General features: G+C 59.8%; 27 protein-coding genes. 3 read left to right on the top strand and 24 right to left on the bottom strand.

The genetic code is table 11. The annotated features are described in order from the left end of the window. Window positions 1-83 precede the first annotated feature (83 nt). Entirely contained in the window at window positions 84-1217 is a 1134-nt protein-coding gene (locus tag RS899_RS07265) for an acyltransferase (protein ID WP_315809508.1), read from the top strand. Here RS899_RS07265 and RS899_RS07260 read toward each other — a convergent pair. From RS899_RS07260 to RS899_RS07235, 6 genes are read right to left on the bottom strand one after another with little or no spacing between them, the layout of a single operon-like run. Further along, window positions 1214-1396 carry a hypothetical protein gene (locus RS899_RS07260; RefSeq protein ID WP_315809507.1) on the bottom strand — a complete coding sequence of 61 codons (183 nt, stop codon included), beginning with the start codon at window positions 1394-1396 and terminating at the stop codon, window positions 1214-1216. The genes RS899_RS07265 and RS899_RS07260 overlap by 4 nt on opposite strands. 8 nt (window positions 1397-1404) lie before the next feature. After that, on the bottom strand, window positions 1405-2412 hold the full coding sequence (locus tag RS899_RS07255) for a hypothetical protein (protein ID WP_315809506.1): 1008 nt from the start codon (window positions 2410-2412) through the stop codon (window positions 1405-1407). A gap of 9 nt (window positions 2413-2421) precedes the next feature. Continuing rightward, window positions 2422-4242, bottom strand: a complete 1821-nt coding sequence (locus RS899_RS07250) for a DUF2612 domain-containing protein (protein ID WP_315809505.1) — start codon at window positions 4240-4242, stop codon at window positions 2422-2424. A 3-nt stretch (window positions 4243-4245) separates the two neighbouring features. Beyond that, entirely contained in the window at window positions 4246-5424 is a 1179-nt protein-coding gene (locus RS899_RS07245) for a baseplate J/gp47 family protein (RefSeq protein ID WP_315809504.1), read from the bottom strand. Further along, entirely contained in the window at window positions 5425-5778 is a 354-nt protein-coding gene (locus tag RS899_RS07240; protein ID WP_315809503.1) for a hypothetical protein, read from the bottom strand. Further along, complete coding sequence (locus RS899_RS07235) at window positions 5775-6431, bottom strand: Gp138 family membrane-puncturing spike protein (protein WP_315809502.1); 657 nt, start codon at window positions 6429-6431, stop codon at window positions 5775-5777. The genes RS899_RS07240 and RS899_RS07235 overlap by 4 nt, the downstream gene beginning before the upstream one ends. Window positions 6432-6442: 11 nt before the next feature. On the opposite strand from RS899_RS07235, the gene RS899_RS07230 reads away from it, so the two are divergent. After that, entirely contained in the window at window positions 6443-6835 is a 393-nt protein-coding gene (locus RS899_RS07230; protein ID WP_315809501.1) for a hypothetical protein, read from the top strand. Here the strand turns inward: RS899_RS07230 and RS899_RS07225 are convergent. The 6 genes from RS899_RS07225 to RS899_RS07200 form a co-directional block, all read right to left on the bottom strand. Then, window positions 6832-7815, bottom strand: coding sequence for a phage protein (locus RS899_RS07225; protein ID WP_315809500.1), 984 nt, complete (start codon window positions 7813-7815; stop codon window positions 6832-6834). The two genes, RS899_RS07230 and RS899_RS07225, sit on opposite strands and share 4 nt — an antisense overlap. Window positions 7816-8342: 527 nt before the next feature. Continuing rightward, window positions 8343-8657, bottom strand: coding sequence for a phage baseplate plug family protein (locus tag RS899_RS07220; protein WP_315809499.1), 315 nt, complete (start codon window positions 8655-8657; stop codon window positions 8343-8345). Then, the gene (locus RS899_RS07215; RefSeq protein ID WP_315809498.1) at window positions 8650-9255 is read right to left on the bottom strand and encodes a phage baseplate protein; all 606 of its coding nucleotides are present in this window, start codon (window positions 9253-9255) and stop codon (window positions 8650-8652) included. Before RS899_RS07215 ends, RS899_RS07220 begins: the two co-directional genes overlap by 8 nt. A 1-nt stretch (window position 9256) precedes the next feature. Beyond that, window positions 9257-10993, bottom strand: a complete 1737-nt coding sequence (locus RS899_RS07210) for a phage tail tip lysozyme (protein ID WP_315809497.1) — start codon at window positions 10991-10993, stop codon at window positions 9257-9259. Further along, window positions 10994-11119, bottom strand: a complete 126-nt coding sequence (locus RS899_RS07205; RefSeq protein ID WP_280086333.1) for a DUF6889 family protein — start codon at window positions 11117-11119, stop codon at window positions 10994-10996. Between the two features lie 68 nt (window positions 11120-11187). Further along, a complete protein-coding gene (locus RS899_RS07200; RefSeq protein WP_315809496.1) occupies window positions 11188-11628 on the bottom strand; it encodes a phage tail assembly chaperone in 441 nt (146 codons plus the stop codon). Between the two features lie 68 nt (window positions 11629-11696). Between RS899_RS07200 and RS899_RS07195 the strand changes: the two genes are divergently transcribed. Further along, window positions 11697-12245: an HNH endonuclease gene (locus RS899_RS07195; RefSeq protein WP_315809495.1), complete on the top strand. Its 549-nt coding sequence runs from the start codon at window positions 11697-11699 to the stop codon at window positions 12243-12245. Here RS899_RS07195 and RS899_RS07190 read toward each other — a convergent pair. The 12 genes from RS899_RS07190 to RS899_RS07135 are packed head-to-tail and all read right to left on the bottom strand — an operon-like array spanning window position 12242 to window position 20197. Beyond that, entirely contained in the window at window positions 12242-12682 is a 441-nt protein-coding gene (locus RS899_RS07190; protein WP_315809494.1) for a phage structural protein, read from the bottom strand. The two genes, RS899_RS07195 and RS899_RS07190, sit on opposite strands and share 4 nt — an antisense overlap. Before the next feature lie 14 nt (window positions 12683-12696). Continuing rightward, window positions 12697-14178: a DUF3383 domain-containing protein gene (locus tag RS899_RS07185; protein WP_315809493.1), complete on the bottom strand. Its 1482-nt coding sequence runs from the start codon at window positions 14176-14178 to the stop codon at window positions 12697-12699. A gap of 18 nt (window positions 14179-14196) precedes the next feature. Beyond that, window positions 14197-14748: a phage neck terminator protein gene (locus RS899_RS07180; protein ID WP_315809492.1), complete on the bottom strand. Its 552-nt coding sequence runs from the start codon at window positions 14746-14748 to the stop codon at window positions 14197-14199. A 3-nt stretch (window positions 14749-14751) separates the two neighbouring features. Then, window positions 14752-15126: a hypothetical protein gene (locus tag RS899_RS07175; RefSeq protein WP_315809491.1), complete on the bottom strand. Its 375-nt coding sequence runs from the start codon at window positions 15124-15126 to the stop codon at window positions 14752-14754. Next, entirely contained in the window at window positions 15126-15311 is a 186-nt protein-coding gene (locus RS899_RS07170; RefSeq protein WP_315809490.1) for a hypothetical protein, read from the bottom strand. The genes RS899_RS07175 and RS899_RS07170 overlap by 1 nt, the downstream gene beginning before the upstream one ends. A 22-nt stretch (window positions 15312-15333) precedes the next feature. Further along, window positions 15334-15894, bottom strand: coding sequence for a hypothetical protein (locus RS899_RS07165; protein WP_315809489.1), 561 nt, complete (start codon window positions 15892-15894; stop codon window positions 15334-15336). Further along, window positions 15894-16277 (bottom strand): DUF4054 domain-containing protein, encoded by a 384-nt coding sequence (locus RS899_RS07160; RefSeq protein WP_315809488.1) that lies wholly within the window; start codon window positions 16275-16277, stop codon window positions 15894-15896. The genes RS899_RS07165 and RS899_RS07160 overlap by 1 nt, the downstream gene beginning before the upstream one ends. Before the next feature lie 3 nt (window positions 16278-16280). Continuing rightward, on the bottom strand, window positions 16281-16457 hold the full coding sequence (locus RS899_RS07155; RefSeq protein ID WP_315809487.1) for an STY1053 family phage-associated protein: 177 nt from the start codon (window positions 16455-16457) through the stop codon (window positions 16281-16283). A 3-nt stretch (window positions 16458-16460) separates the two neighbouring features. Further along, the gene (locus tag RS899_RS07150) at window positions 16461-17330 is read right to left on the bottom strand and encodes an NUMOD3 domain-containing DNA-binding protein (protein ID WP_315809486.1); all 870 of its coding nucleotides are present in this window, start codon (window positions 17328-17330) and stop codon (window positions 16461-16463) included. A gap of 54 nt (window positions 17331-17384) precedes the next feature. Further along, window positions 17385-18383: a DUF2184 domain-containing protein gene (locus RS899_RS07145; RefSeq protein WP_315809485.1), complete on the bottom strand. Its 999-nt coding sequence runs from the start codon at window positions 18381-18383 to the stop codon at window positions 17385-17387. 13 nt (window positions 18384-18396) lie between these two features. Further along, entirely contained in the window at window positions 18397-18891 is a 495-nt protein-coding gene (locus tag RS899_RS07140) for a structural cement protein Gp24 (RefSeq protein ID WP_313461647.1), read from the bottom strand. 10 nt (window positions 18892-18901) lie between these two features. Next, window positions 18902-20197 carry a DUF2213 domain-containing protein gene (locus tag RS899_RS07135; RefSeq protein WP_315809484.1) on the bottom strand — a complete coding sequence of 432 codons (1296 nt, stop codon included), beginning with the start codon at window positions 20195-20197 and terminating at the stop codon, window positions 18902-18904. Between the last annotated feature and the right edge of the window lie 34 nt (window positions 20198-20231).

The following is a 20231-nucleotide window of genomic DNA, read 5'->3' as shown; positions in this document are numbered from 1 at the left end:
CAAAAATCTGAATTGGGATGTTGGCTAGTTGTGTGGCGTCTCTCTAGACCGTATCCTCAGATATTTTTGAAATGGAAAGAAAAATGCGAGCCAGACAAATCGACTCTCTTACTTCACTGCGATTTGTAGCGGCAGCATTGGTCGTGATTTTTCATTCAAAACATAACTTCGGCGGCTACTCCTTCGCAGATCACTTTTCCCTGACGCAAGCGGTGTCGATGTTTTATGTCCTGTCAGGATTCATTTTATCCCACACGCACAAGAACATCACATCGAAGCACGATCTTGGAATTTTCTACATAAGCCGATTCGCCAGAATATGGCCACTCCACATCGCAACCGCAATATCAGCCATATACATAATTAAATACTACGATGGCGCAATTCCCATCAAGGATATTATTTTAAATTTCACCCTTCTTCAGTCATGGGTTCCTGACCAGGCAACATACTTCTCACTGAACGGTGTTTCATGGAGCTTATCGAATGAAATTTTCTTCTACGCAGTTTTCCCACTACTAATATTCAGAATAGAAAAAACCTGGGCACTTAAACTTATCTCAACAGCCGCAGCAACAGGGCTGATGCTATATATTTTTAGAAACAGCGATCGCCCTCTAATGCTTTGGTCAGCATACATATCGCCACTTAGCCGACTAAGTGAATTCATGCTTGGAATTGCTGCATATCAAATTTACTTAAAGATCAACAAAGCACCAAATCAAAGCACTCTAACAAATAGCGCGCTAGAAATCGCAGCACTTTCCATTTCCGCGGCCGTCATGTGGATTGGCGACCTTAATTTCTTCTCAAGCCTCCCAATAGCGATTAACAAATCAGTCTCAATCTGGTTTGCCAACTGCGGTGGTTCACTGGCTTTCGCCCTGCTAATAGTGATACTAGCCAAACAGGGCGGCGCATTATCAAAGGCAATGAGCGCCAAGCCGCTAGTATATCTTGGAGAAATAAGCTTCTCCATTTACATGGTGCATCAAATTATCATTAGGGTAATGGAGATGTACCAGACACTATTTGCAGGATTAAGCCAGGCCACTATTTTAATCATTTACTTCACATCTGTGATTCTGGTCTCTGCCGCAACCCATAGCCTGATCGAAAAGCCAGTTCAGAAGCTGATTATCAGCACATTAACAAGGCGCAATACAAAGCCTGACACAATTAATACCACTAGCGTAAATCAGGAACCTAGAGGCTAGGGTGCAGGTTCTGGCAAATCGTCCTTATAGGTGCCAACCAGAAGGGCATCCCACCAAGCCTTGTAGCGGGGGTCATCAGGGAGAATCTCTCCCTGATATTTGACCGCTTCAATTGGCTGGGGCGAACTGAATATACCGATGACGACACCTTCACTTTCATCAAAAAATTCAGCAATCATGGCCGACCTCAGAACTCGTAGTTTTTTACGGAAATTGTGAAACTTGGCGTTCCAGCACTATTGGCGGACGTCTGGTAGATCGTCTGCGGAACAGACAGAATTAGGCGGAACGGGATCGCGCACGAAGACCCTGCGGCGACGTTCTGTGTATTGAACTGACCGCCCAGTGCGTTGTTGCTTGTGCTGCAAAGCTGTTGCGATACCGCCGAGGCCAAGGCGCTTCCAATCTGGTTGAAGCCAGATACAGCCTTAGCATTTAACGGAATACCGGTAGATGTCCTGGGAGTGTTTGCCGTTACAGCCGAGGACCCTGTCAATACGCTAATACCTGCGTAGTCAACTGCCCGATCAATCTGTAAGAAAGGCGCGAATTGACCAGCAATCACACTGATCGGCGCGACCGATACCAGAGCCGATGCAGTGTAACCGGACGGCATGTTCGCGCCGCCGTAGATACTCGGGGCGGCAACACTGGTGGCATTAACCGCCAGCAACGCACTCGCGCCACTGACAGGGTTGTAGATCAGGTAGATGCCAACGAAGCCGTTGGCAGGCGCCGTGCCAGTGTCCATGCCGCCGGCGCCAATAGTGCCGAGGTTGATGGTTCTGTTGACGTTCGCCAGGCGGTAAGCCAGGACTCCCAGCGCACTTTCAACAATCACCTCGTCCGCAGTAAGCGTCGCACTTGCAGATTCAGCTGCCACCGACATAACTACGTTGCGAGATGTCCCGACGACGCCATTCGACTGCGCCTTGATGGATGCTTTCAAATTCGCGACGAGAGCTGCAGTTGAGCCATCGTCAAGGGCGTCCAGGCCGGTGGAGTCGACGATGAGTTGGCCTATTACGGCGGCCATGATCGACGCCTGCCTCCATACCTTGTTCAGCTGAGCTGACTGAGCAGTACCCGCTGAAAAACCGTTCGATCGGAGAGACGACAACGCAAGGTAGGCGTCTTGAGTGAGTACGTTCGCGCCTGCCCCGCCGGCAAACGGCAGGAAGTTGTTCACGGCCATGGAGGCCCCCTATGAGGAAGTGAGGGTAATGAGATCGGAATTGTTCAGCCGCGCGGGCTGGTAGCTGATCTGTTTTAACCAGCCGTTGAGGAACTGGCTTTGACCGTCAAGAGAGCCCAGGAAAAGCCCCTTGGGGAAGTCGGGAAGGGATGGCGGCGCGCCGACAGCGGTGATTACTCCTGCAACGGCCGCCGCGATGTCGCCTGCCTGGAACGCCACAGCCGCATTACCACCTGGTGCTGCTGGGCTGATGAAGGTACCGCCGACCTCGCATTGACCATTGCTGTCGATGGTGGTCATCTGGCCAGCGCTGCTGAACAACGAGGCGACCCGGTTGCTCTGCGCCGGATTATTCGCCTGGAAATTCGCCTGCAGCGTTCCCTCGAGGTTGTTGAACCAGGTGGAGATGGGGACGAACGCAACGTCCGCCGAGCGTGTAACTGCGGCGGCGCCAGTCGGGATGTAGGACGATGACTGGTCGCCGAGCTCCAACTGGCGACCCCACACATAGAAGCCGCTCGTACCGTCGCCCAAATAACTGGTGGTGCTTGCCCCGTTGGCAAGTTGGATCCGGCAATCAATGCTGGTCGCAACAGCGGCCACCCACACCAATGAGACTCGGAACCAGCCGCCCTTCAAGATCGCAACTGTGGCGCTGGAGAACTGCGGTCCAGATTTCACCAGCGCCTGAGTGGCGAAGTTAAAGTTAACCGCGGCGGCGGTGTTTCTGCCAGCCACGCGCAGGAGCAGATTCCGCGATCCTACGGCCTGTTTAACGAAAACGGACCAGGTATAGACCGATCCGGCCGAGGGTGTAAAATAAAAATCATAACAGTAATGCTCGCCGCTGATAGCGGTTTCAGTTAGGAGGTCGGCGGTTGACGCTCCATTTGGTGCTGTCCCTACATCACTTGAAACTGCTGTCCTTGCGCCGGCTCCGATTGCTTCAGAGTTAATGCAGAGATTAGTTCTCGCCTCCTCGAGCAGCAGCCCCCTCAAGACCAGAGAAACCGGGTCGTAGTCGAAGCGAGCCGCACCTGCCGGGACCGACTCAAGAATGCCCGAGGCGTTGTAGCGCGTCCCGGGTCCCGGCCTGCTGAAGCTGATCAGCGAGTCGAGTACCCCGGTAGTGAAGTCGAACGCAAGCGGTTGCGGATAAACAACATTGTCCGGACTACCGCCCCACGCGCCGACATCAAAACCACCGACATACTCGTTGTTCATGTCAAAGCCGAAGATCGGCGCGCCGCTAACTGAGGTCACAACATAGACCGACATCCGCACGCCTTCCGGCTTGATGGGGATGTAGCCGCCGGTCAGCATGGCCAAGAAGACGGCCGAGGGAATCTCACCAGAGATTCCGAGCACGATGGACATGTCCTGGCGGTCTTCAATGAAGACGTGTGTGTCACCGGAGAAGATCAGATCGAGGATTTCTTTCGACTGGCCAAGGGTCCCGTCCCAGCGATTGGCGCCGATCTTCGCTCGAATGAGCGTCCGGTAGGTCTCATCATCGAGGGAGATGATGCCGGTGTCTGGATCGAACGGCCCTTTCCATGCGCCCTGGTCGAAGCCCAGGCCAACCACGTCGAGCGAGAAATACACACCAGAGAGAGGCGCATTGACGTTGCGCGAGATTCCTACCCATAGCCCGACCACATCCAACTGGGCCCCCACCGCCTGGTCCAGGTCGAAATCTACAGGCAGTCCTTGCGAGGCATTCAGGGCGTCGATCATCGGCTGCACCACCGCCTCGACCATGGCCATGTACTTTGGCTTGTCCGAGTGCTCGGTGGTAATCAGCCCGACGTAGTCGGAAATATCAGCCATGGATCAGGTCACCGTGATGGTTACGGAAGCCGGCGCACACTGTGCTGCCTGGTTGAAGGCCAACGTTACGTCTGGGGTGCCGGCGCCACCGGGCCCCGTCAGAGTCAGGCCGGTGAGCTTGAACGTAGTGTTGTTCGGCACGCTGTTCGCCGCCGTGATCGCATCCGCCCACTCCACCGACTTACTCAGTCCACCGCCTATTTCCACGGAATTGATGTAGTCCGAGACAGCTTGTTGAACAGCCGCGCCGGTGGTCGAGCTGTAGCCGGCCAGAGCTTTGAGGGTCAGCGCCACCGTCAACGCCTGGTAGGTGGGCCTGTAGAAGCGAATCGTCAGTGGCCTGCCATACACATCGGTGACAGTCTGCGAGGTGGTGCCGTAGGTACCAGTCCCTGGCGTTTTCTTGTCGGCGATAGCCTGAGCGATCGCGGCCGCATCACCACCCTCGACGACTAGGGAGATGGAGTGCGCCGGGATCCCATTGGCATCGGTTGCGTTCGTGTCGTTCTCGTAGGTGGCCAGGCGGGTCACGCCGACGATATTCGCTACCGCGCCAGTCGTCCCTTCCAACACCGTCCGAGAGGGCAGAGCCACCGATACCTGCTGCCGCTGGCGGAGGGCAGAATCCGTTTCTACCGGCGCACCAGTATCTGCCGCCGATGGGTTGGTGACTGACTGCCAACCGCGGGTCGGCGTGGCGATTACATTCACCTGACCGATGCCGGCAGCGATATCACCCATCTCGGTGCAGATGGCGGTGACGGTGATCTCGCCCGCCGGTGGAATGGTTACAGTTGCCGGAAGCGCCCAGGTGTAACCGGCAACGTCTCTGGCGATCCCTTGAGTAATCACTGTGCCAGCCTGGCCGACGACTTTCAGGTCCACCTGCGAATTGGTAGCGACCGCGCGGGAGATACCGTTGATCTTCACGTTGCTCGACAAACCGTTCCCCTGCCCGGTCAGCGGCGAGAAAGAGTTGTAGGTGGCGATGGTCGCCGCGTTGGCATCGCTAATTGCGAGAGCCAGCACGCCCAGGAACTGGCCGTCCTGGCTGTCGTTGCCGAGGTACACGTCCGCCCCATAAATCGAGCGGTACTGCTGCTGCAGGTAGTCCAGCACATCTGCATAGCTGGGCGCCGAGATGCCGCTGGCGTCGATGATAGGTGCGGTCGAAGAGGCCATTCAGAGCGTCTCGCTGATGGTGGTTTGGCCGTAGGTCGTGGTGATCGTGCAGGTGATCGTCAGCTTCCGGCCATTCGGCTCGACCTCGCTGTCGTAGCTGTCGATCTGCTCCACGCCCTGGGTGCCGAGAATGCGATTCCTGATCGCCATGTCGTATTTCGACCCGGTGTGTTCTCCCAGCACATCGGTCTGCCACGGTGTGCCGTCGGCGGTGTCGACGAACCACTCCCCCTTGAATAGCTGGAGACGGGTCAGCACGGCCTGGCCAACTGCTGCCGGCGAATCCACAAGGAAGTCGGCACGGCTACCGCCGAAGGTGTAATCGCCGTTGGCGTCCAGTTTCCGGTACCTCATGGCGTCGGGACTCCGCTTGTTCCGCTACCCGGTGTGACACCGGCTTGCTTGTGGGTCTGCAGGCTGATCGTCCCTGCCTTCACGTCGCCGGTGGTGGTCACCTTGCCGTTCACGACCACATCGGCATTGATCGTCAGGCCGGCCGGTGCCGTGATGGCTACCGCGCCACCTGGCGACACCGACACGAAAGTGGCCCCGTCATCGCTGCGCAACTGTGCCGCGCCGGTACTGACGGCAGCGATAACCCGCGGCTGCGACCGGAAACCCAGCAACGCGAACCCGTCCGACAGGTCGTGCATGCGCAGTTCGGCCTGCGCCTGGATGCCGCCCGATTGCCACCAGGAATCGATGCAGCGCGAGGCGAACACCACCAGGCACTCGTCGTTCGGCTTCACTGGAAAGGTCAGCGTGCACCCGCCTCCGGCCGGGAATTGCACCGGGCAGTCCAGCAGCAGCGGCAGATCAGCGGATGAGAGGCCGCCAGCCTCGTCCCGCACCAGGGCCTGGATGGCGGGCTGAACGGTGCAGGTCATGGCCACCGCGTCGAAGCTCTGGATAATCCCTGGCATCGCGGTCCACAATTTGGATTGCAGCCCGTTGAAAGCCACGGCAAGCCAACGGATTGGATCGTCCATACGTTCAAGTGGGTTCAAGGAGAGTCACCGTGAAGAAAGCATTTCTGATGGGAGCACTACTGGCAGCAGCAACACCTGCTTTTGCTGAAAAGGTGCTAGTTGCGCCGGCAGGCTCGCTGTGCGCTGGCACGCGGGTGGAGTCTGGTCAGTTCACCCACTTCCTTTATGAAGAGCGTGCCTGCCCGCTACCGATCATCCATGCGAAGGACATGCGTGCATTCCGAATGAAGTCGCCGGTATCGATTGAGCTCAATGGGTGCTGGGGGAAAGCGCTTGGAGACAAGATCGTATTCGTTGACGCGGATGGCACATCATCATCGATGCCATCCGGGGTGTTCGCTGAGGTCGAGCTGGATAAGCAGGGAAAAGGGAAAGTCCTTTCGTCCTTTTCCCAGGATAAAGGATGGATCTCCTGTCCCTAGCCGTATGGCTTAACCGGGCCAGCAGGCTGGATGGCTCCAGGAACCCCTATTCCAGCCTTGATCATTCCTGAATTCGTGATGGTCGCGTCAACTCCGATGCAAATGACGTCCGTATACCATTCGTTTCCCCTGGTATCGCCAACATGATTTGCGACCAGCACTTTGTAGAACCCATCACTATCAAGGTCGACCTGTATTTTCGCTCGAACCACATCGGACTCCCCGAGCGGTGAAGGGTCATAACGTAGTCGCTGAATGCTGGAGTTGTTGATCTGCAGACGGCGCCCGCAGCGAACCGCAGGATTCAGCAGCATCTTCACGTTCACGCCGTTCTGGGTCTGCTCCGGCAGACCCACCATCCCAGTCTCCGAATTCACAACCACGGCCTCGCCTGGCAGGTACGCTGTGTTCGGGATCAGCGTCATCTTGCCGTCCTGGAAGCTCCAGCTGATGTCCTGCGTCTTGCCGAGAGCATCCAGATAGTCGCGAGTCATGCCGAACATGACCTTCCCGCGCGGGAGCTTGTTGGTAGGTAATTGCGGACGCTCGCCCATCGTGATGCCGCGCGACTCCATTGCTTTCATGGCGGCCTGAAGGTGGTCTTCTGGGGTAGACCCGGCTGCCAGGGACGTATTGATCACCGCCCAGTTGTAAGCGCTGTCTCCATCTGCCGCGGTGATGTCCAAGTAAGTGTCGGTCTGGCTCTCCCGGCCGCGCCGCACCTGCTTGATGGTGCCGTCGAAGATCACCCCGAAGTTACCGGCGTAGCCGGCCTGCAGGACCAGCCTGGAAAACTCCCGGAGGTCAGCCTTCCTAGCTGTTTCACCACTGACGTTGTAGACGCGGATGTCGGCCGTGTTCGGCGTCGATACGTCCCCTCTGCGTACCGAGAAGCGGATGCGCAAGTTGGACAGATCGAGGCCTTCTTGGTCGTTGCCGATCTTCAGGCTGATCTGCCGCAGGTATTGGGGTACGCTCATCGGATTTTCTCGTCGAGTTCGGTGAATGCCATGGATAGAGGCCCGCTGCTGATCATCGCGGTAGTAGTTATCTGCATAGTCCTGCTGGTCTCTCTAGCTCAGAGGCTATTTCGCCGATCTATACCAGAACCACCAAAGAAGAGCAGGGACCTGCCGAAGACTTCGACTTGGCCTTTCGATCTTCCAGACCCGCACGACCATAAGAACTGGGGTTATTCGCCTCCCCGGCCAAGCATGCCCAGAAAACGCGATGTAACGGCCGAAGAATATGAGCGAGCTAGACTCCTCTTCCATGCTCGTCAAAAGGCCAATGCCATGTGGGCGTTTGAGCTGACCAAGGCGAGAGCGATGAGCATTCGTTCAACCAGATATCGTTGGAGAACATCGGAAGACGGTTCGGTCTGCGAGTACTGCAAATCGAAATCTGGAAAGTCCTACACCTGGGGTCATCAGCATGAGCATCCTGGCTATCACCAGTGCGATGATGAAGAATCGTGCCGATGCTGGGCCGAGCCGATAATTCCTGACTAGCTTTCGGTCCACCAGTAAAGATGCGAGCCGAGACCCAGGTTTTCAAACGTGGGTACGGCATCTGGATCGGCGGTGGTCTGCACCCACAGCGCTGCGGTGAAGCCGAGGTGTGCGTAGGCCGCCAGCAGGTTGCACCCCGTCACCAGCGGGATTCCGTTGATGATGGGATTGCCGCCGGCGTCGGCGATATCCAGCGCCCATCCGCCATCCACGGCATTCCGCCACTGCACGCGCAGCTGATACTCGACGCCGCTGAGCGTGATGCTGAAGCGCTGCCCCTCTGGGGTTAGGGGAATCTCGAAGTTAGCCATTTCCGCCGCTCCCATCTGGGGGAAGCCACCCGCCTGGCGCAGGGAAAGCCTGGGCCGTCTGCTTCGTCCCCATGTTGGCCACCTCACCGGTGGCCTGCGGGCTCGCCTGGTTGTCTCGCGGAGGAAGCGTCGTCGCCTGGGTCTGCACGATGATCACCTGGCGGCATACCACCGTGCACATCAGGGCGTACTCGGTCCTTGGGTCGGTGGTCAGCGCCAGGCTGCGCATCAGCATGTTCTGGTAGGTGCGCTTTCCAGTCGAAACGTCGAACGGGATACGCGACTCCTGCAGGGCCAGCAGCTGGTTGTAGACGCCTGATACGTAGTCAGATCCGAAGGCTGAATCGCCGAAGATGGTAGAGACCGCCTGGCGCAGTCCAGAGATCAGGCCGCCCAGGCTGGAGTTACTCCATCCACAGCGAATCACCACCTCGGCCGGCTGCTTGAAGGCGTGATCGTTGATGTTGGCGCCAAGCTCTACCGGGTGCTCGGTGATCTGCAGGTTGTCGGTACCGAGCTCCTCCAGGGTCACCATCGCAGTGATGGGCCCGATGGAGCGCTTCGGGTCGATCGATATCAGGCCTGCGAAGTTGGGCATATCAGTTCACCGCTGTGCTGGTACTTCGGACCAGTTCTTCGTTTACTCGACCCTGCGCTCCGGCCACAGCATGAGCGGTCGAATTTGGATCAGACCCACCGGATACGTTGATGTTGGTTGTCTGATTTAGCTGCACAGCCATCTGGCCGCGTTTCGCAGCCTCGGCAGCCCGTACCGCTTCATCCCTTCCCGGCCGCTCGTAGTAGCGCGAGACAACGGCGCCTGCATCGCTTGCGTTCTGCGTAGCTCGAAGCAATCTCCCAGCCTTATCTTCTGCTCCATCAGTGAGTTCATGCTGGACAAACTCCAGTTGTTTCATGAAGTCAGCTCGATCATCCCAGATAGGGAATCCAGCCCATTTCTTGAACTCCTGCTGGCGGTCTGGATGCCACTGGCCAATGCCCCTCGCCTGGGGACCGGTCAGCCCCCAGTCGCCCTTCGCTGTTGGGTCGAGATTGCTCTCAGCAGCGAGGTTGGCCACCAGTCCGGATGCCTGCGCATCGCTCCAGCCCTGAGCCTTGAAGAAGTCCATGGCGAAGGTGGACTTGTCCTTGTCCACGCCCCGTAGGATGCGCCAAGCATTGGCAGTCGCACTCTCCTTGGCAGCCTGATCCGTAGTCTGACTTTCGTGCTCTGGTAAGCCCCTCTCGCGCCGGATGCGCGCCACCTCTTCGTCCTCACCCTCGTTGAGAGACGACGAGTAGACGGCGGCGCCGAGACCGACAGCCAGGGTAGAAATTGCACCTGCGGCGCCGGCCGCAGCAGAAGCCCCGGTGATTCCGGTGCCTAGCCTGAAGAAAGCGGCGGCGAGTTTAAGAATGCCGGTGACGACCGAAGTCAGGCCCAGGGCCTTCATCAGCCCCAGCAGCACGATGATTTTCGTGCTCCAGCCGTCTGTGGCTTCATCCAAATCCACAAAGAATTCGTAAATCGCCTTCAGGTATGGCTCGGAATCCTGAGCCAGCTGGATCAGCTTCTCGGTGACGTCGACGATGCGCTTCGCGATCAGAGGGCTGTTTTTCTCGAACCAGGCAGAGAAGCGCTCCAGCTCAGGACCGAGCCGATGCATCAACTCAGCCTGAACCAGGATCGACATGCTCTCGAACTGCATGCCCACAGCACGAAGTTCATTCATGAACTGGTGCGCATCTCTGGTGGCTTTATCCAAGCCAGCCCCAGCGAATCTCTTGCGGTTCTCCTCGAGCTTCCGACCAAACTCGCCACTCATGATGGCGCGCAAGGTGTTCTCGTCGATGCCGAAATGCTCGGCATAGCGAATCGCGACGAAGTAATCCTTCTTGCTCAGTACCCTTCCCAGGTTGCTGAGTAAGTCGGCGGTATCGCGCAACTGGCCATTGGCGTCGCGAGTTTTTACACCGAGGCTCTGCAGGAATGGTTCATTCCCTGGGTTCTGGCGCAGAGCCCTAGCCATACCCTCCAGCGATCCGCGGACTTCATTAGCGGATGCGCCAAGATCGCGAGCTGCATAGTCAGCAGCTTTCAGGCTGGCGGCCGATGCGCCAACCCGCTGTGATGCGAAATAAAGGTTCTCCAGGTTGTTGGCAAACGTTGCCACACCGGCTGCAACTGTCAGCGATGCACCGGCCAGCGTGGTCACCAGACGAGTCACCGCCGTGGTGGCGCCGTCAATGGTGCCGGTGAAGGTCTTCAGCCCCTTCTCGTCGACCTTGAAGCCCAGGCCGACCAAGAACTCCTTGATGACGGAGGATTCGGCCATTTACTTGGGCTCCATTGCCTCGCGCAGTCGCGCCTTGTTCTCTGCCCGCACCAGCAGGCAATCGTTCATCAGGGCGACGTCCGCCAGATCCAGCGTTCCGTCGATCAGGGATTCGTACTTGCACATCCCCTCGGCGACCGGCAGCAGGAGCCAGTCCAGGCCGTCTGGCAGCTTCGCCAGCTCGACCGTTGGTCCTACCCCTGCGCCGAGGTCGACAGGAGTCCGGCCAAAAAAGGGCCCAGGGACTCGCGGACTACATGCGCCGCCAGCTGCAGCATCACACCGCTGTCGATATCGTCGAACATGCAAACCTTCTGTCGGTCGTTCCAGACGGGCGACCAGGTGGTGCCTTGCTGGCGGGAGACTACCGACAGGCAGGTGCCCATGACGTACTCGGCGGTCTCGTCCGACATGGTGGCCACAGCCTCCGCGAACGGCTCGAATAACGAAGCCATGGCGGCCAGGTTGCTGCTGAGCGGCTTCGCGTTTTCCGCTTTCTGGCTCTCGGCCAGCTTGGCGAAGACCGGGATCAGTGCCGGGATCACCGGCGCGATCTTGCGGGAGAGATGGAACTGGCGCATCGCGTCGATCTTGGCGGTGCGGTAGGTCTGTCCGTTTACGGTGAACTCGCTCATGGAATCCTCTGGAAAATTTCCGCCACGATAGATAGCATCCTCGTATCCATCATGAATGTGGAGATGTTATGAAAGAACTGCCCATCGACTATCTGAACGAGTGCCTGACCTACGACAGTGATACGGGCATCCTGACTTGGAAGACGCGCCCTGAAAGCCACTTCAGCTCGCCAGGCGTTGCCCGGCGGTTCAACAATCTGTACGCGGGCAAGACTGCTGGAGGCAGGGTCGCAAACGGCTATCTGATGCTTCCGTTCAAGGATGAAACCGGTAAGCGCTGCCTGTTCTATGCGCACCGCATCGCATTCGCCATGCATCACGGGCGCTTTCCTCAGGCGGAGCTAGATCACATCAATGGGGTTAAAACTGACAATCGCGCGATCAACCTGCGCGAAGCCGTTCGGCTGCAGAATGCCGCCAATACGATTTTCAACGTCCAGAATCAGCGCGGCGCGAAGCGGCACAAGGATGGTCGGTGGTCAGCGCAAATTAGCTATCGGAACCAGAACATCTACCTCGGCCTGTATAACACCGAGGCAGAAGCACATGCCGCTTTCTGTGGGGCTGCAACGGTACTCCGAAAGGAGTTTGTTCAGCTCACCCACGAGCGCGACTAATAGGTTCCTAAGATGCCGTCGATCTTGGTCGAGTCGAATACCCACTCGACGATGTCGCCGTCCTTCCGGTAGTTCAGGTCTGGGCGCTTCTTGAAGGCGCAGGAGCGCGCAACGGTGGTGTCACCGTTGGCCGAGTTGGTGACGGTGATGACGTTGTTGCCCCAGGCCGAAGAGCTCAGCGACTGGGCGTCGTACAGCGCCATCAGTTGGGCGTTCTTCGGCGAGGTCTTCAGCAGGCGCACGGTGACCTGGCCCGACTTGTCGGCGTGCAGGGAGTGCATGCCCTCGCCGTCCGAGCCGATCATCATGGTGTTCTTGTCGCCTGCGGCGGCGATCGAGATGCCCTCTTCGGCCGTCGCCGAGCCGGCGCCCAGGTCGATCACCGCGCCGGCGCCGACCAGGGTCGCGTTCACATCGAGGAAGCTATAGGTGCTCATTCAAGGCGCTCCGATCAGCGGTTGACGTTGACGATGACGTCGACGAAGTGGACGGCGCCGGCCAGCTTGACCGCCACCTGGATTACCGGAGCCTTGCGGGCTTCGCGGTCTGCCTGAGACTGGGTCGATACCGGCGGCGCGTACACGTAATAGCCAGTGCTCAGGAACTGACCGGTCTTCAAAGCACCGAACTCCGGACCGTTCCACTGGCCCGGGGCAACCAGACCATTGGCCACTGCCTGGTCCAGGCGCTGGCAGATAGTGGTGACGATGCGGTTGATGCCCTGGTCGGTCTGCGGGATCTTCGTGGTGCTGGTGTACAGCAGGTTGTAGACGGCGGTTTGCAGATCGTTCTGCAGCCAGTCCAGGCCGTGCACCTCGTCGAAGAAGTACCCGTTGGCCATCACACCTTCCTGGATGATGGCGGTGTCGTTGCTGTAGTTGACGAAGACGTTGCAGTTCTTCGCCTTCAGCGCTGCAGCCTGGGTCTCGTTGAGCCCCTCGGCAGTGACGCCCGGCTCCTGCTTGAACTTCAGGGTGATGGTCGTGTTGTTGCCCTGGAAGTTCACGGTGAAGGCCCGGCCGAAGATCGAGGCCGCGGCATACGGGCTGCTGCTGGAGAACTGGTCGAAGGTGCGCTTGTAATTCGCGGCCTTCAGTTTCGCCACAATGTCCGTGGTGCTGGTGCCATCCAGGGCCAGCGGGTTCTGGGTGGTGTAGCCGAAGATGCGCGACTGCCCGGCGCCCTCGATGAAGGCGGCCACGGATAGGACGTCGCTCTCGCTGATGGTCGAGTCGGCCACGAGCAGGCCATACCAGGCATTGGACATGCCGGCGATGTCAGCAACGGCATCCACCAGCGACTCGGAAGCCACTCCGTTGACTGGGGCCGAAGCTACGCCAGTCACCAGGCCGAGTAGCGCCGAAATGTCGGTGCCCGAGGTTGGCGCCTCGGCATAGGTGATGGTCGAGGTTGCGCCGGTGGTGCTGCTGGTGATTTCGAAGCGATCGAAAGATGCGTTCCAGACGCAGACGCCCGAGGCGCCAAGCTTCGCAGTAACCGCCGAAGCCACGCCGTTCAGGTTGTTGACGGCCGACAGGTTGACCGCGCTCAGGGTCTTCAGGGTGCCGTCGATGGTGATCTTCATGCCGCCGGCGGTCACCGCGGCGAAGTTCGCCAGGGCCTGCTGAGCCTCGGACAGCGCGCCGCCCTTCAACAATGCGGACGTCGCGGCCTTGGCCCAGCGCCCGACATAGAGGATGGCCGGCTGCGGCGACTGGCTGAAGAACAAGTTGGCAGCCAGGTATTCCGGCGCAGTGGTGCCGAAGTCGGCTGCTACGGCGTCGAGGCTGGAGTACTGACGGATGCGCTCGTTGGTGTCGATAACATTCGAGGCCCCCAGAATCAGCAGCGCACCGAAATCACGGGTAGCGGCTGCCTTGGGCGCCATGACGATCTGGACGCTGACGACGTCCGAAACGGCAAGAGTAGGCATTGAATTCTCCGGGTAGGGTCAGCCGGTGGAGACCGGGGTTTCGGCGGAAAGGATGTTGAGGACCTGGTAGGTGCGCTCGATCTTCCGGCGTAGCCGGATGCGGAGGTCGTAGCGGCGGACCCACTGTTGGTTGAGCAGGTCGGGCGCGGCGATGAGGTCGCCTGCCTCGACAAAGGCCATGCCCAGCGCTTTCAGCGCCTCGCTGTTCTGCGGGACGTACATGCCGTCGCTCAGCAGCTGGCCGTAGGCCTGGGCGTTGGGCCCATAGAAGGTGGCCAGCAGGACCACGTCCTGGTGACGCTGGTACTGGTCAGCTCCGTCTCCGGCGCTGTCGTGCTCGATCGCGGGGTTGGCGTCCTGCTTGGTGTGCATCACGCCGATGGCGCACCAGTTGACGTCGGGCTCTGGCTGTTTCGGGTTTCCTGGCTGCCAGCGTGGGCGGACCATCTTGCCAGGGAGTCCGGTGATGCCGACCACCATCGGCTGCAGGATGTCCTCCAGGGCATCGTCTGCGGGCGTAGGTGTGCCCGCCGGCGTCAGGTACCCGCCGGATGCTGAGGTGTTCGCCATGGGTTATCCCGCCAGGGGTAGGAGGTCGCAGGAGGCAGCCACGAAGCCGCGGCCGAAGTGGCTGTAGTCGTTGACGTTGGCCACGGTGTAATCGCGGCCCTGCCAGGTGACGACGTCGGCGATGATCTCCTCGCCGCTCCCGGCGGTGAGCCGGAACATCGTATGAATGGTGATGGAGCCTTTCTTGCGCTCGCCGCCGGCGATCCGTTCGAGGATGTCGCCCTTGTCGCTGGTGACCACGGCCGCGAATGGTGTCGAGGTCACGACGTTGGTCGCGCGACCGTTGTCGCCGATGGCCTGGACGGAGCGCTTGCAGACCAGCCCCGTGTCCATGAAATCCGGGTCGAGGAGGATTTCAGTGACGTCGAGCTGGGCCATTACTCGCTCTCCCGCTCAACCGAGATTTCTGCCAGCGCAAGGGAGAGCCCGATGACCGCGACATCGCCTCTGCGGGCTATCGCCCTGATTTCATCCCTCACCGCAAAGACTTCCTGCTGCTGTTCTTCGGGCAAATCGCTGACCATCCCCTTGAGTAACAGGAGAGATTGTCTATCTGAGTTCATCAGGCTGATCCCTAGATCGTTGTCACTTCTTGCGGATGACGTAGGTAAGAGAGTTGCGGAGCTGGCCGGTGTTGATCAGTGGCCTGATACCTGCTTCGTCCTGGGCTTGCTCCGGCGTGGCACCGTTGGCGATCAGCTCCAGGTACTTCTTCTCGGCCGCGCGCATCGACTTCGTGCTGCGGTTCTTCCGCCGATTGCGGACGGTTGCAGGCGACAGCGGTTCGAAGTCGCCCGTGGTGATCTTGTGTCGCGCGCCGGACGATGCGGCTAGGCCCGCAGCATTCAGCTCCGTCTGTACCTTGGTGTTGTCGCCATTCATGGCCGCGCTGGCCGCCTTCTGCAGGTGGCCGGAAATGCTCTCCTGGGTGTCTTCCACGCCAGGAATCAGGAAAGGTCGCGCAGGGATGTTCTGCGCTGGAGAACCGTTCTCATGAACATAACCCAGCTGGGCGTTGTTCATAGGTTGCGGGTCTTCATCGCTTCGCTCGGCCTGGCTGGCAGGGATGCCGACGAGGACTTCCTGCCCGACAAGGCGCTGGATAGACGCCAGCACCTGGCCGACGTTGTCCTTCGTCACCTTCATCACAGCTGGATTCCCCCAGTGCCGACCATGCGGGCCAGTTGCAGGAACTGGATGCCGTAGGTTGTCAGGTTGAAGAAGCCGCCATCTTCGAGGGTCGCTGCGCCGCTGTCGTAGCCGGCGCTGACCTTGTCGACTGCCTTACTGGTAAGCGGCCCCTTCACTTGCCCGGGCACACCGCCAACCGCAGCCGTAGCCTGGTTGCCGGCGGCCAGCGCCAAGTTGTGAGCCGCGAACAGCTCCATGCCGATGTCCAGGTAGTCGCACCAGCGGTCAGCCGGCAGCGTCTTGCTAGCCAAGTCCAACCAGAGATTCACCGCCGAATCCGGGTATTTCACCGGGTCGTTGAACTCGGGGAAGTCCTGGCGGAACTTGGTGGCATCCATCGGTCAGTCCTTCTTGCCTTCGGCGTCAGCCTTGGCTTTGGATTTCGGCTGTTCGAGATGCGCCTGCACGAACCAGTGGTCGAGGTGCTTGTCCTCGATGTCCTGGGTGCCGGCGGCGAACTCGACGACGCCTTCCGGAGTGTTCAGCTTGAACGGCTTGATAACGTTTCGGGTTGCCATTGTTTATTTCCTCATTGTTCTCCCGAATGACCAGCCGTCAGGGAGAGCTTCGCCAGATTGTAGGTAGCGATTGGTTTCGCCGTTGGTAATCCATCGACCGCCCTTTTTAGTGGCGGCAAGCTTGGCATTGCGCTCTGGCGTGTAGATCGTGTTGGAGGCCTTTCTCACGGAGTCAGATATCTTTGCTCTGACATCTGTCTTTGGAGGTAGTCGCCCGCGATTCCAGCCATTCGGAACTTCATTCCCTTTGCGCATCAGCTTTGAACTTGTTCCATCGTTCACCCAAAACGAGCCAACATTTCCTTCAGCCATGGCGGCAGCGAGTTCCCTGGCCCTGGGATTCTTGCGCCCCTTGTTGGCGTCGCTGATCTTCTGTTTAGCCTCGGCGCTCAGCTTGTGCCCAGGCTTTCCTCGTCGTGACGCGTCCGATGCTTTCTTCTTGCCTGAAGCAAGCAGTCCATCGGAAATAGCAGACCTTGCCTCGTCGTCATGAGGTATTCCGAGTCGCCTGTCATTGCCTACAAGTAGGGAAGACACCTTGTCGCGAATTCGGAACCTAACGTCATCCGTTGGACCAATGAGTCCGATCCCTCCCTCAGTCGAATTGACGAGGTCGCCGGATAGTTCCTTGATCCAGAAGCGCTCACGATCCTGCCAGTCGCCATCGCGGACCTCCTCTAGAACGACAGCCTGCGGTCGCTCTCCACGATCAAGGATTTCCATAATCCATAGATGGCGACTGTTTGCTCTCTCCTTCGCCTCGCTGATGTGCTCAATGATTCGACGAGAAACGGTCTTGGATGAGCAGCCGACATACCTGATGCGCTTCTCAGGATCAGCTGGATCGAATAGTCCGTAGACGGCATGTGCCATGGGTATCGCTCCTGCAATGGGTGCGATACCATCATAGCATGTTATATGCCGTTTCTAGATTCCATCCCTGTAGCCAATCGTCTCGGGGTAGACTACCTCCACCACGCCCAGGCGGCCGTAGTAGGTGGTGATCTGGCGGATGCCACGGTACTCCAGCGGAGTGCGCTGCAGCGGCACCATCGGGAAGCGGACGCGATCCTGCTCGTTGGTGTACGCCATCATGCGGTTCTTGTTGCTGACACCACGGCCGGTCAGCCACTTCAACGGCTGGATGTTCAGCGGCGAGCCATTGATGGAGTTGGACAGGCTGTTGACGCGCAGGAACTCCAGGATGGAGATGTTGCCGGCGTCGGACACGATGCGGCTCACCAGGGAGCTATAGGACACCGGGTCGATCCGCAGCTCGCGCGGGCAAACGGCGAAGCCCGAAGCCGCCCACACGCTGTTCAGCAGGTCGTTCACGTCGGCCAGAATCTGCGCCGGGGTGGCGGTCCCCCAGGTGCCGGTGACGGCGTTGCTGACGTTGGTGACGGTGGCGGCATTGACCAGACCAGTCACACCGAGGTCGGCATCGCCGATGTACACCTGCTCGTCGGTGTCCATGTTGTGCTTGAGCTGCATGCCGGTGAACTTCTGCGAGTCCACCGGGCGGCCCAGCTGCTGAGCGGACGCCAGTTCCGGCAGGGTCCACGACAGTTCCATGCCCCACAGGGTCAGCGGGCTGGCGGTCTTGCCGATGTCCAGCGCCAGCGAGGCGATGGAGCTGGAATCCTTGCCGATCCAGGCCTTGCCGTTCGGGCTGGTACCGCCCACGGCGGCGAAGGTGCTGTTGGTGAAGCTGGACATCTCGTCCGCGATCGACACGTCCTCGCGGAGTTGGATGTCACGGGACCAGGTCACGGACGCCAGCGGGCCGTGCAGGTTCTGGTCCAGGCGCTCCAGCTCACCGATGAGGAACACGCCGGTGGAGTCGATGGTTGCCGCGTCGAAGGTCATCATCGAGTCGCGGGTGTGCGCACGTTTGATAGCGCGCGGCAGGATCAGGTTGCTCATCGAGCTATCTCCGTCAGATGTTGTAGGCGATTTCGACGTTGCCGGAGGCATCCGCCGGGCCCATGAAGGTGGCGGTGGTGATCGCCACGGTGTTGGTGGAGTCGGCCGCAGCCTCAATGCCACCGATGGGTTTGCCGGCGGCAGCGGCAGCCACGCGGACGTACACCTGACCGTCCTTCGCGGCGGTGCCGGCGTTCAGCTTCACGGTCATGTAGCCGCGGCGCAGAACGTCGGCGACGCCCTTGGTGGGCGGCGTGGAGGTGCCGAGCGGATCGGAGCCGGAGCCGCCGGTGATCGGGTACGGGCGAACCAGCAGGCCGTATTCGGCGCCAGCGACGTCGCCCGCGCCGAAGGGCACGAACTTCTCGCTGACGATTTTCCCGAACAGGCCGAAGCCGGCGAACGGCAGCGACGGGTTTAGGAATACGGGCTCGATGGTGGACTGGCTGGCACGGGTGACATCACCCGGAATGCCCGCCGGCATGCGGTACAGGAATGCGTTGCTCATCGGGTGGTCCTCAGTTGTTGCCCTGGCCCTGCCAGTGCTTGCGGTTTGCGGCGTTGATCTCGGCGATGGTCTTCGTCTTGCCGAAATCACGAGTCGGGGAAGCGGTGCGCGCTGCCTTGTCGTTGTTGCGGACCTTCGCCAGCTCGCTCGCGCCGATGAAGGCGGAGGCCACCTGGTCGGCGGTGAGCTTCTCCAGGGCGCGACCGAACAGGAACGGCTCGACTACGGCCTTGCCGGTATCGGTGGCCATTGCCTTGATCAGCGCCTGGCGCTGGCAGCTGCAGATGTGGTCGGCGACCTTCACCTTGCCGTCGCGGGTGCCGAAGGTGATGCCCGGCACCAGGATCTCCGCGCGGGAGCGCAGATCGGTCAGCGCGGCGCTGTCGCCGGTGTAGGTTTCGCCGCCGGCGGCCGGGTTGTGCTCGGCGTTCTCGGCCTCGAGGACGTCGTCGTTGGTCTCTTCGGACTCCTCTTCGTCATCGTCCTCGGTCTGCTCTTCGAGCTTCTTCTCCATGTCGCCGACGCGACCGGATAGCGTGCGGACCTCCTTGAGGATCGCCGCCAGGGTCGCGGAGTCGCCGGTCTTGGCCTTCTCCTTGTCCTCGTCGTCTTCATCCTCGTCGGCGGTTTCCGCTTCCTTGGCCAGCTCTTCGGCAGCCTCGGCATCCTTGGACATGAAGGCCGCGCGCAGGCGATCGGCGAAGCTGCGTTTCTTGGTCTTGCTCATGGTGTCGGAGTCTCCGATTGCGCAGCGCGGGCCACAGCGGCCACGCTCTACCAGTGCTACGTGGTTGCCCACGATGGTGGTCTGACGCCCTCGGCCGGGAGCCAGCTGTTCATAGTCCGCGTCGTAGCCGCAGGAGACCTGCCGCAAACGCTCGCTGTTTGGGTCGTTGTCTCTGCGCACCAGCTCGATGGCTTCAGCATCGGTGATGAGCAGGTCGGCCAGCATTAGGTCCTGCTCGACGTCAGTGCCGCGCCGAACGTTCTGGACAATGCCGACGCTCAGTTGGCGCCAGTTCGCAGGGGTCACGAACTCGTCGGGGTGGGACAGCGTCACCGGCTTCCCTTCGAAACTGGCCATCGTCTCGGCGCGGAACACCTCGTCGGCGTTGCGCTCGATGGTCACCAGGCCGCCGGGGCCGCCTTCCACGGGGATTTCGCTCTCGTCGTAGATGAGCGTTCCGGTGCGGGCGATGGGGACCGCCTCGCAGAGCAGGAACCCTTCCGGCGTCATCCGCTGGCGGGCGCTGAGCGTCTCTGGCGTGAACCAGCGGCCGGCATCGTCTTGCGTCCTTACCTGCATGGCGTGCACTCACAAAAGCCCGCCAGGCGGCGGG

The organism is Pseudomonas sp. C9-3 (genome assembly GCF_032392015.1).
In the GTDB taxonomy this organism is placed as follows: domain Bacteria; phylum Pseudomonadota; class Gammaproteobacteria; order Pseudomonadales; family Pseudomonadaceae; genus Pseudomonas; species Pseudomonas nitroreducens.
The sequence above is the reverse complement of the archived record's forward strand: the minus strand, read 5'-3'. Positions and strand labels throughout refer to the sequence as shown.

Coding starts and splice junctions, on each gene's coding strand:
- RS899_RS07265 (WP_315809508.1), top strand. CDS start 84: ATGCGAGCCAGACAAATCGACTCTCTTACTTCACTGCGATTTGTAGCG.
- RS899_RS07260 (WP_315809507.1), bottom strand. CDS start 1,396: ATGATTGCTGAATTTTTTGATGAAAGTGAAGGTGTCGTCATCGGTATA.
- RS899_RS07255 (WP_315809506.1), bottom strand. CDS start 2,412: ATGGCCGTGAACAACTTCCTGCCGTTTGCCGGCGGGGCAGGCGCGAAC.
- RS899_RS07250 (WP_315809505.1), bottom strand. CDS start 4,242: ATGGCTGATATTTCCGACTACGTCGGGCTGATTACCACCGAGCACTCG.
- RS899_RS07245 (WP_315809504.1), bottom strand. CDS start 5,424: ATGGCCTCTTCGACCGCACCTATCATCGACGCCAGCGGCATCTCGGCG.
- RS899_RS07240 (WP_315809503.1), bottom strand. CDS start 5,778: ATGAGGTACCGGAAACTGGACGCCAACGGCGATTACACCTTCGGCGGT.
- RS899_RS07225 (WP_315809500.1), bottom strand. CDS start 7,815: ATGAGCGTACCCCAATACCTGCGGCAGATCAGCCTGAAGATCGGCAAC.
- RS899_RS07220 (WP_315809499.1), bottom strand. CDS start 8,657: ATGGCTAACTTCGAGATTCCCCTAACCCCAGAGGGGCAGCGCTTCAGC.
- RS899_RS07215 (WP_315809498.1), bottom strand. CDS start 9,255: ATGCCCAACTTCGCAGGCCTGATATCGATCGACCCGAAGCGCTCCATC.
- RS899_RS07210 (WP_315809497.1), bottom strand. CDS start 10,993: ATGGCCGAATCCTCCGTCATCAAGGAGTTCTTGGTCGGCCTGGGCTTC.
- RS899_RS07205 (WP_280086333.1), bottom strand. CDS start 11,119: ATGTGCAAGTACGAATCCCTGATCGACGGAACGCTGGATCTGGCGGAC.
- RS899_RS07200 (WP_315809496.1), bottom strand. CDS start 11,628: ATGAGCGAGTTCACCGTAAACGGACAGACCTACCGCACCGCCAAGATC.
- RS899_RS07195 (WP_315809495.1), top strand. CDS start 11,697: ATGAAAGAACTGCCCATCGACTATCTGAACGAGTGCCTGACCTACGAC.
- RS899_RS07190 (WP_315809494.1), bottom strand. CDS start 12,682: ATGAGCACCTATAGCTTCCTCGATGTGAACGCGACCCTGGTCGGCGCC.
- RS899_RS07185 (WP_315809493.1), bottom strand. CDS start 14,178: ATGCCTACTCTTGCCGTTTCGGACGTCGTCAGCGTCCAGATCGTCATG.
- RS899_RS07180 (WP_315809492.1), bottom strand. CDS start 14,748: ATGGCGAACACCTCAGCATCCGGCGGGTACCTGACGCCGGCGGGCACA.
- RS899_RS07175 (WP_315809491.1), bottom strand. CDS start 15,126: ATGGCCCAGCTCGACGTCACTGAAATCCTCCTCGACCCGGATTTCATG.
- RS899_RS07170 (WP_315809490.1), bottom strand. CDS start 15,311: ATGAACTCAGATAGACAATCTCTCCTGTTACTCAAGGGGATGGTCAGC.
- RS899_RS07165 (WP_315809489.1), bottom strand. CDS start 15,894: ATGAAGGTGACGAAGGACAACGTCGGCCAGGTGCTGGCGTCTATCCAG.
- RS899_RS07160 (WP_315809488.1), bottom strand. CDS start 16,277: ATGGATGCCACCAAGTTCCGCCAGGACTTCCCCGAGTTCAACGACCCG.
- RS899_RS07155 (WP_315809487.1), bottom strand. CDS start 16,457: ATGGCAACCCGAAACGTTATCAAGCCGTTCAAGCTGAACACTCCGGAA.
- RS899_RS07150 (WP_315809486.1), bottom strand. CDS start 17,330: ATGGCACATGCCGTCTACGGACTATTCGATCCAGCTGATCCTGAGAAG.
- RS899_RS07145 (WP_315809485.1), bottom strand. CDS start 18,383: ATGAGCAACCTGATCCTGCCGCGCGCTATCAAACGTGCGCACACCCGC.
- RS899_RS07140 (WP_313461647.1), bottom strand. CDS start 18,891: ATGAGCAACGCATTCCTGTACCGCATGCCGGCGGGCATTCCGGGTGAT.
- RS899_RS07135 (WP_315809484.1), bottom strand. CDS start 20,197: ATGCAGGTAAGGACGCAAGACGATGCCGGCCGCTGGTTCACGCCAGAG.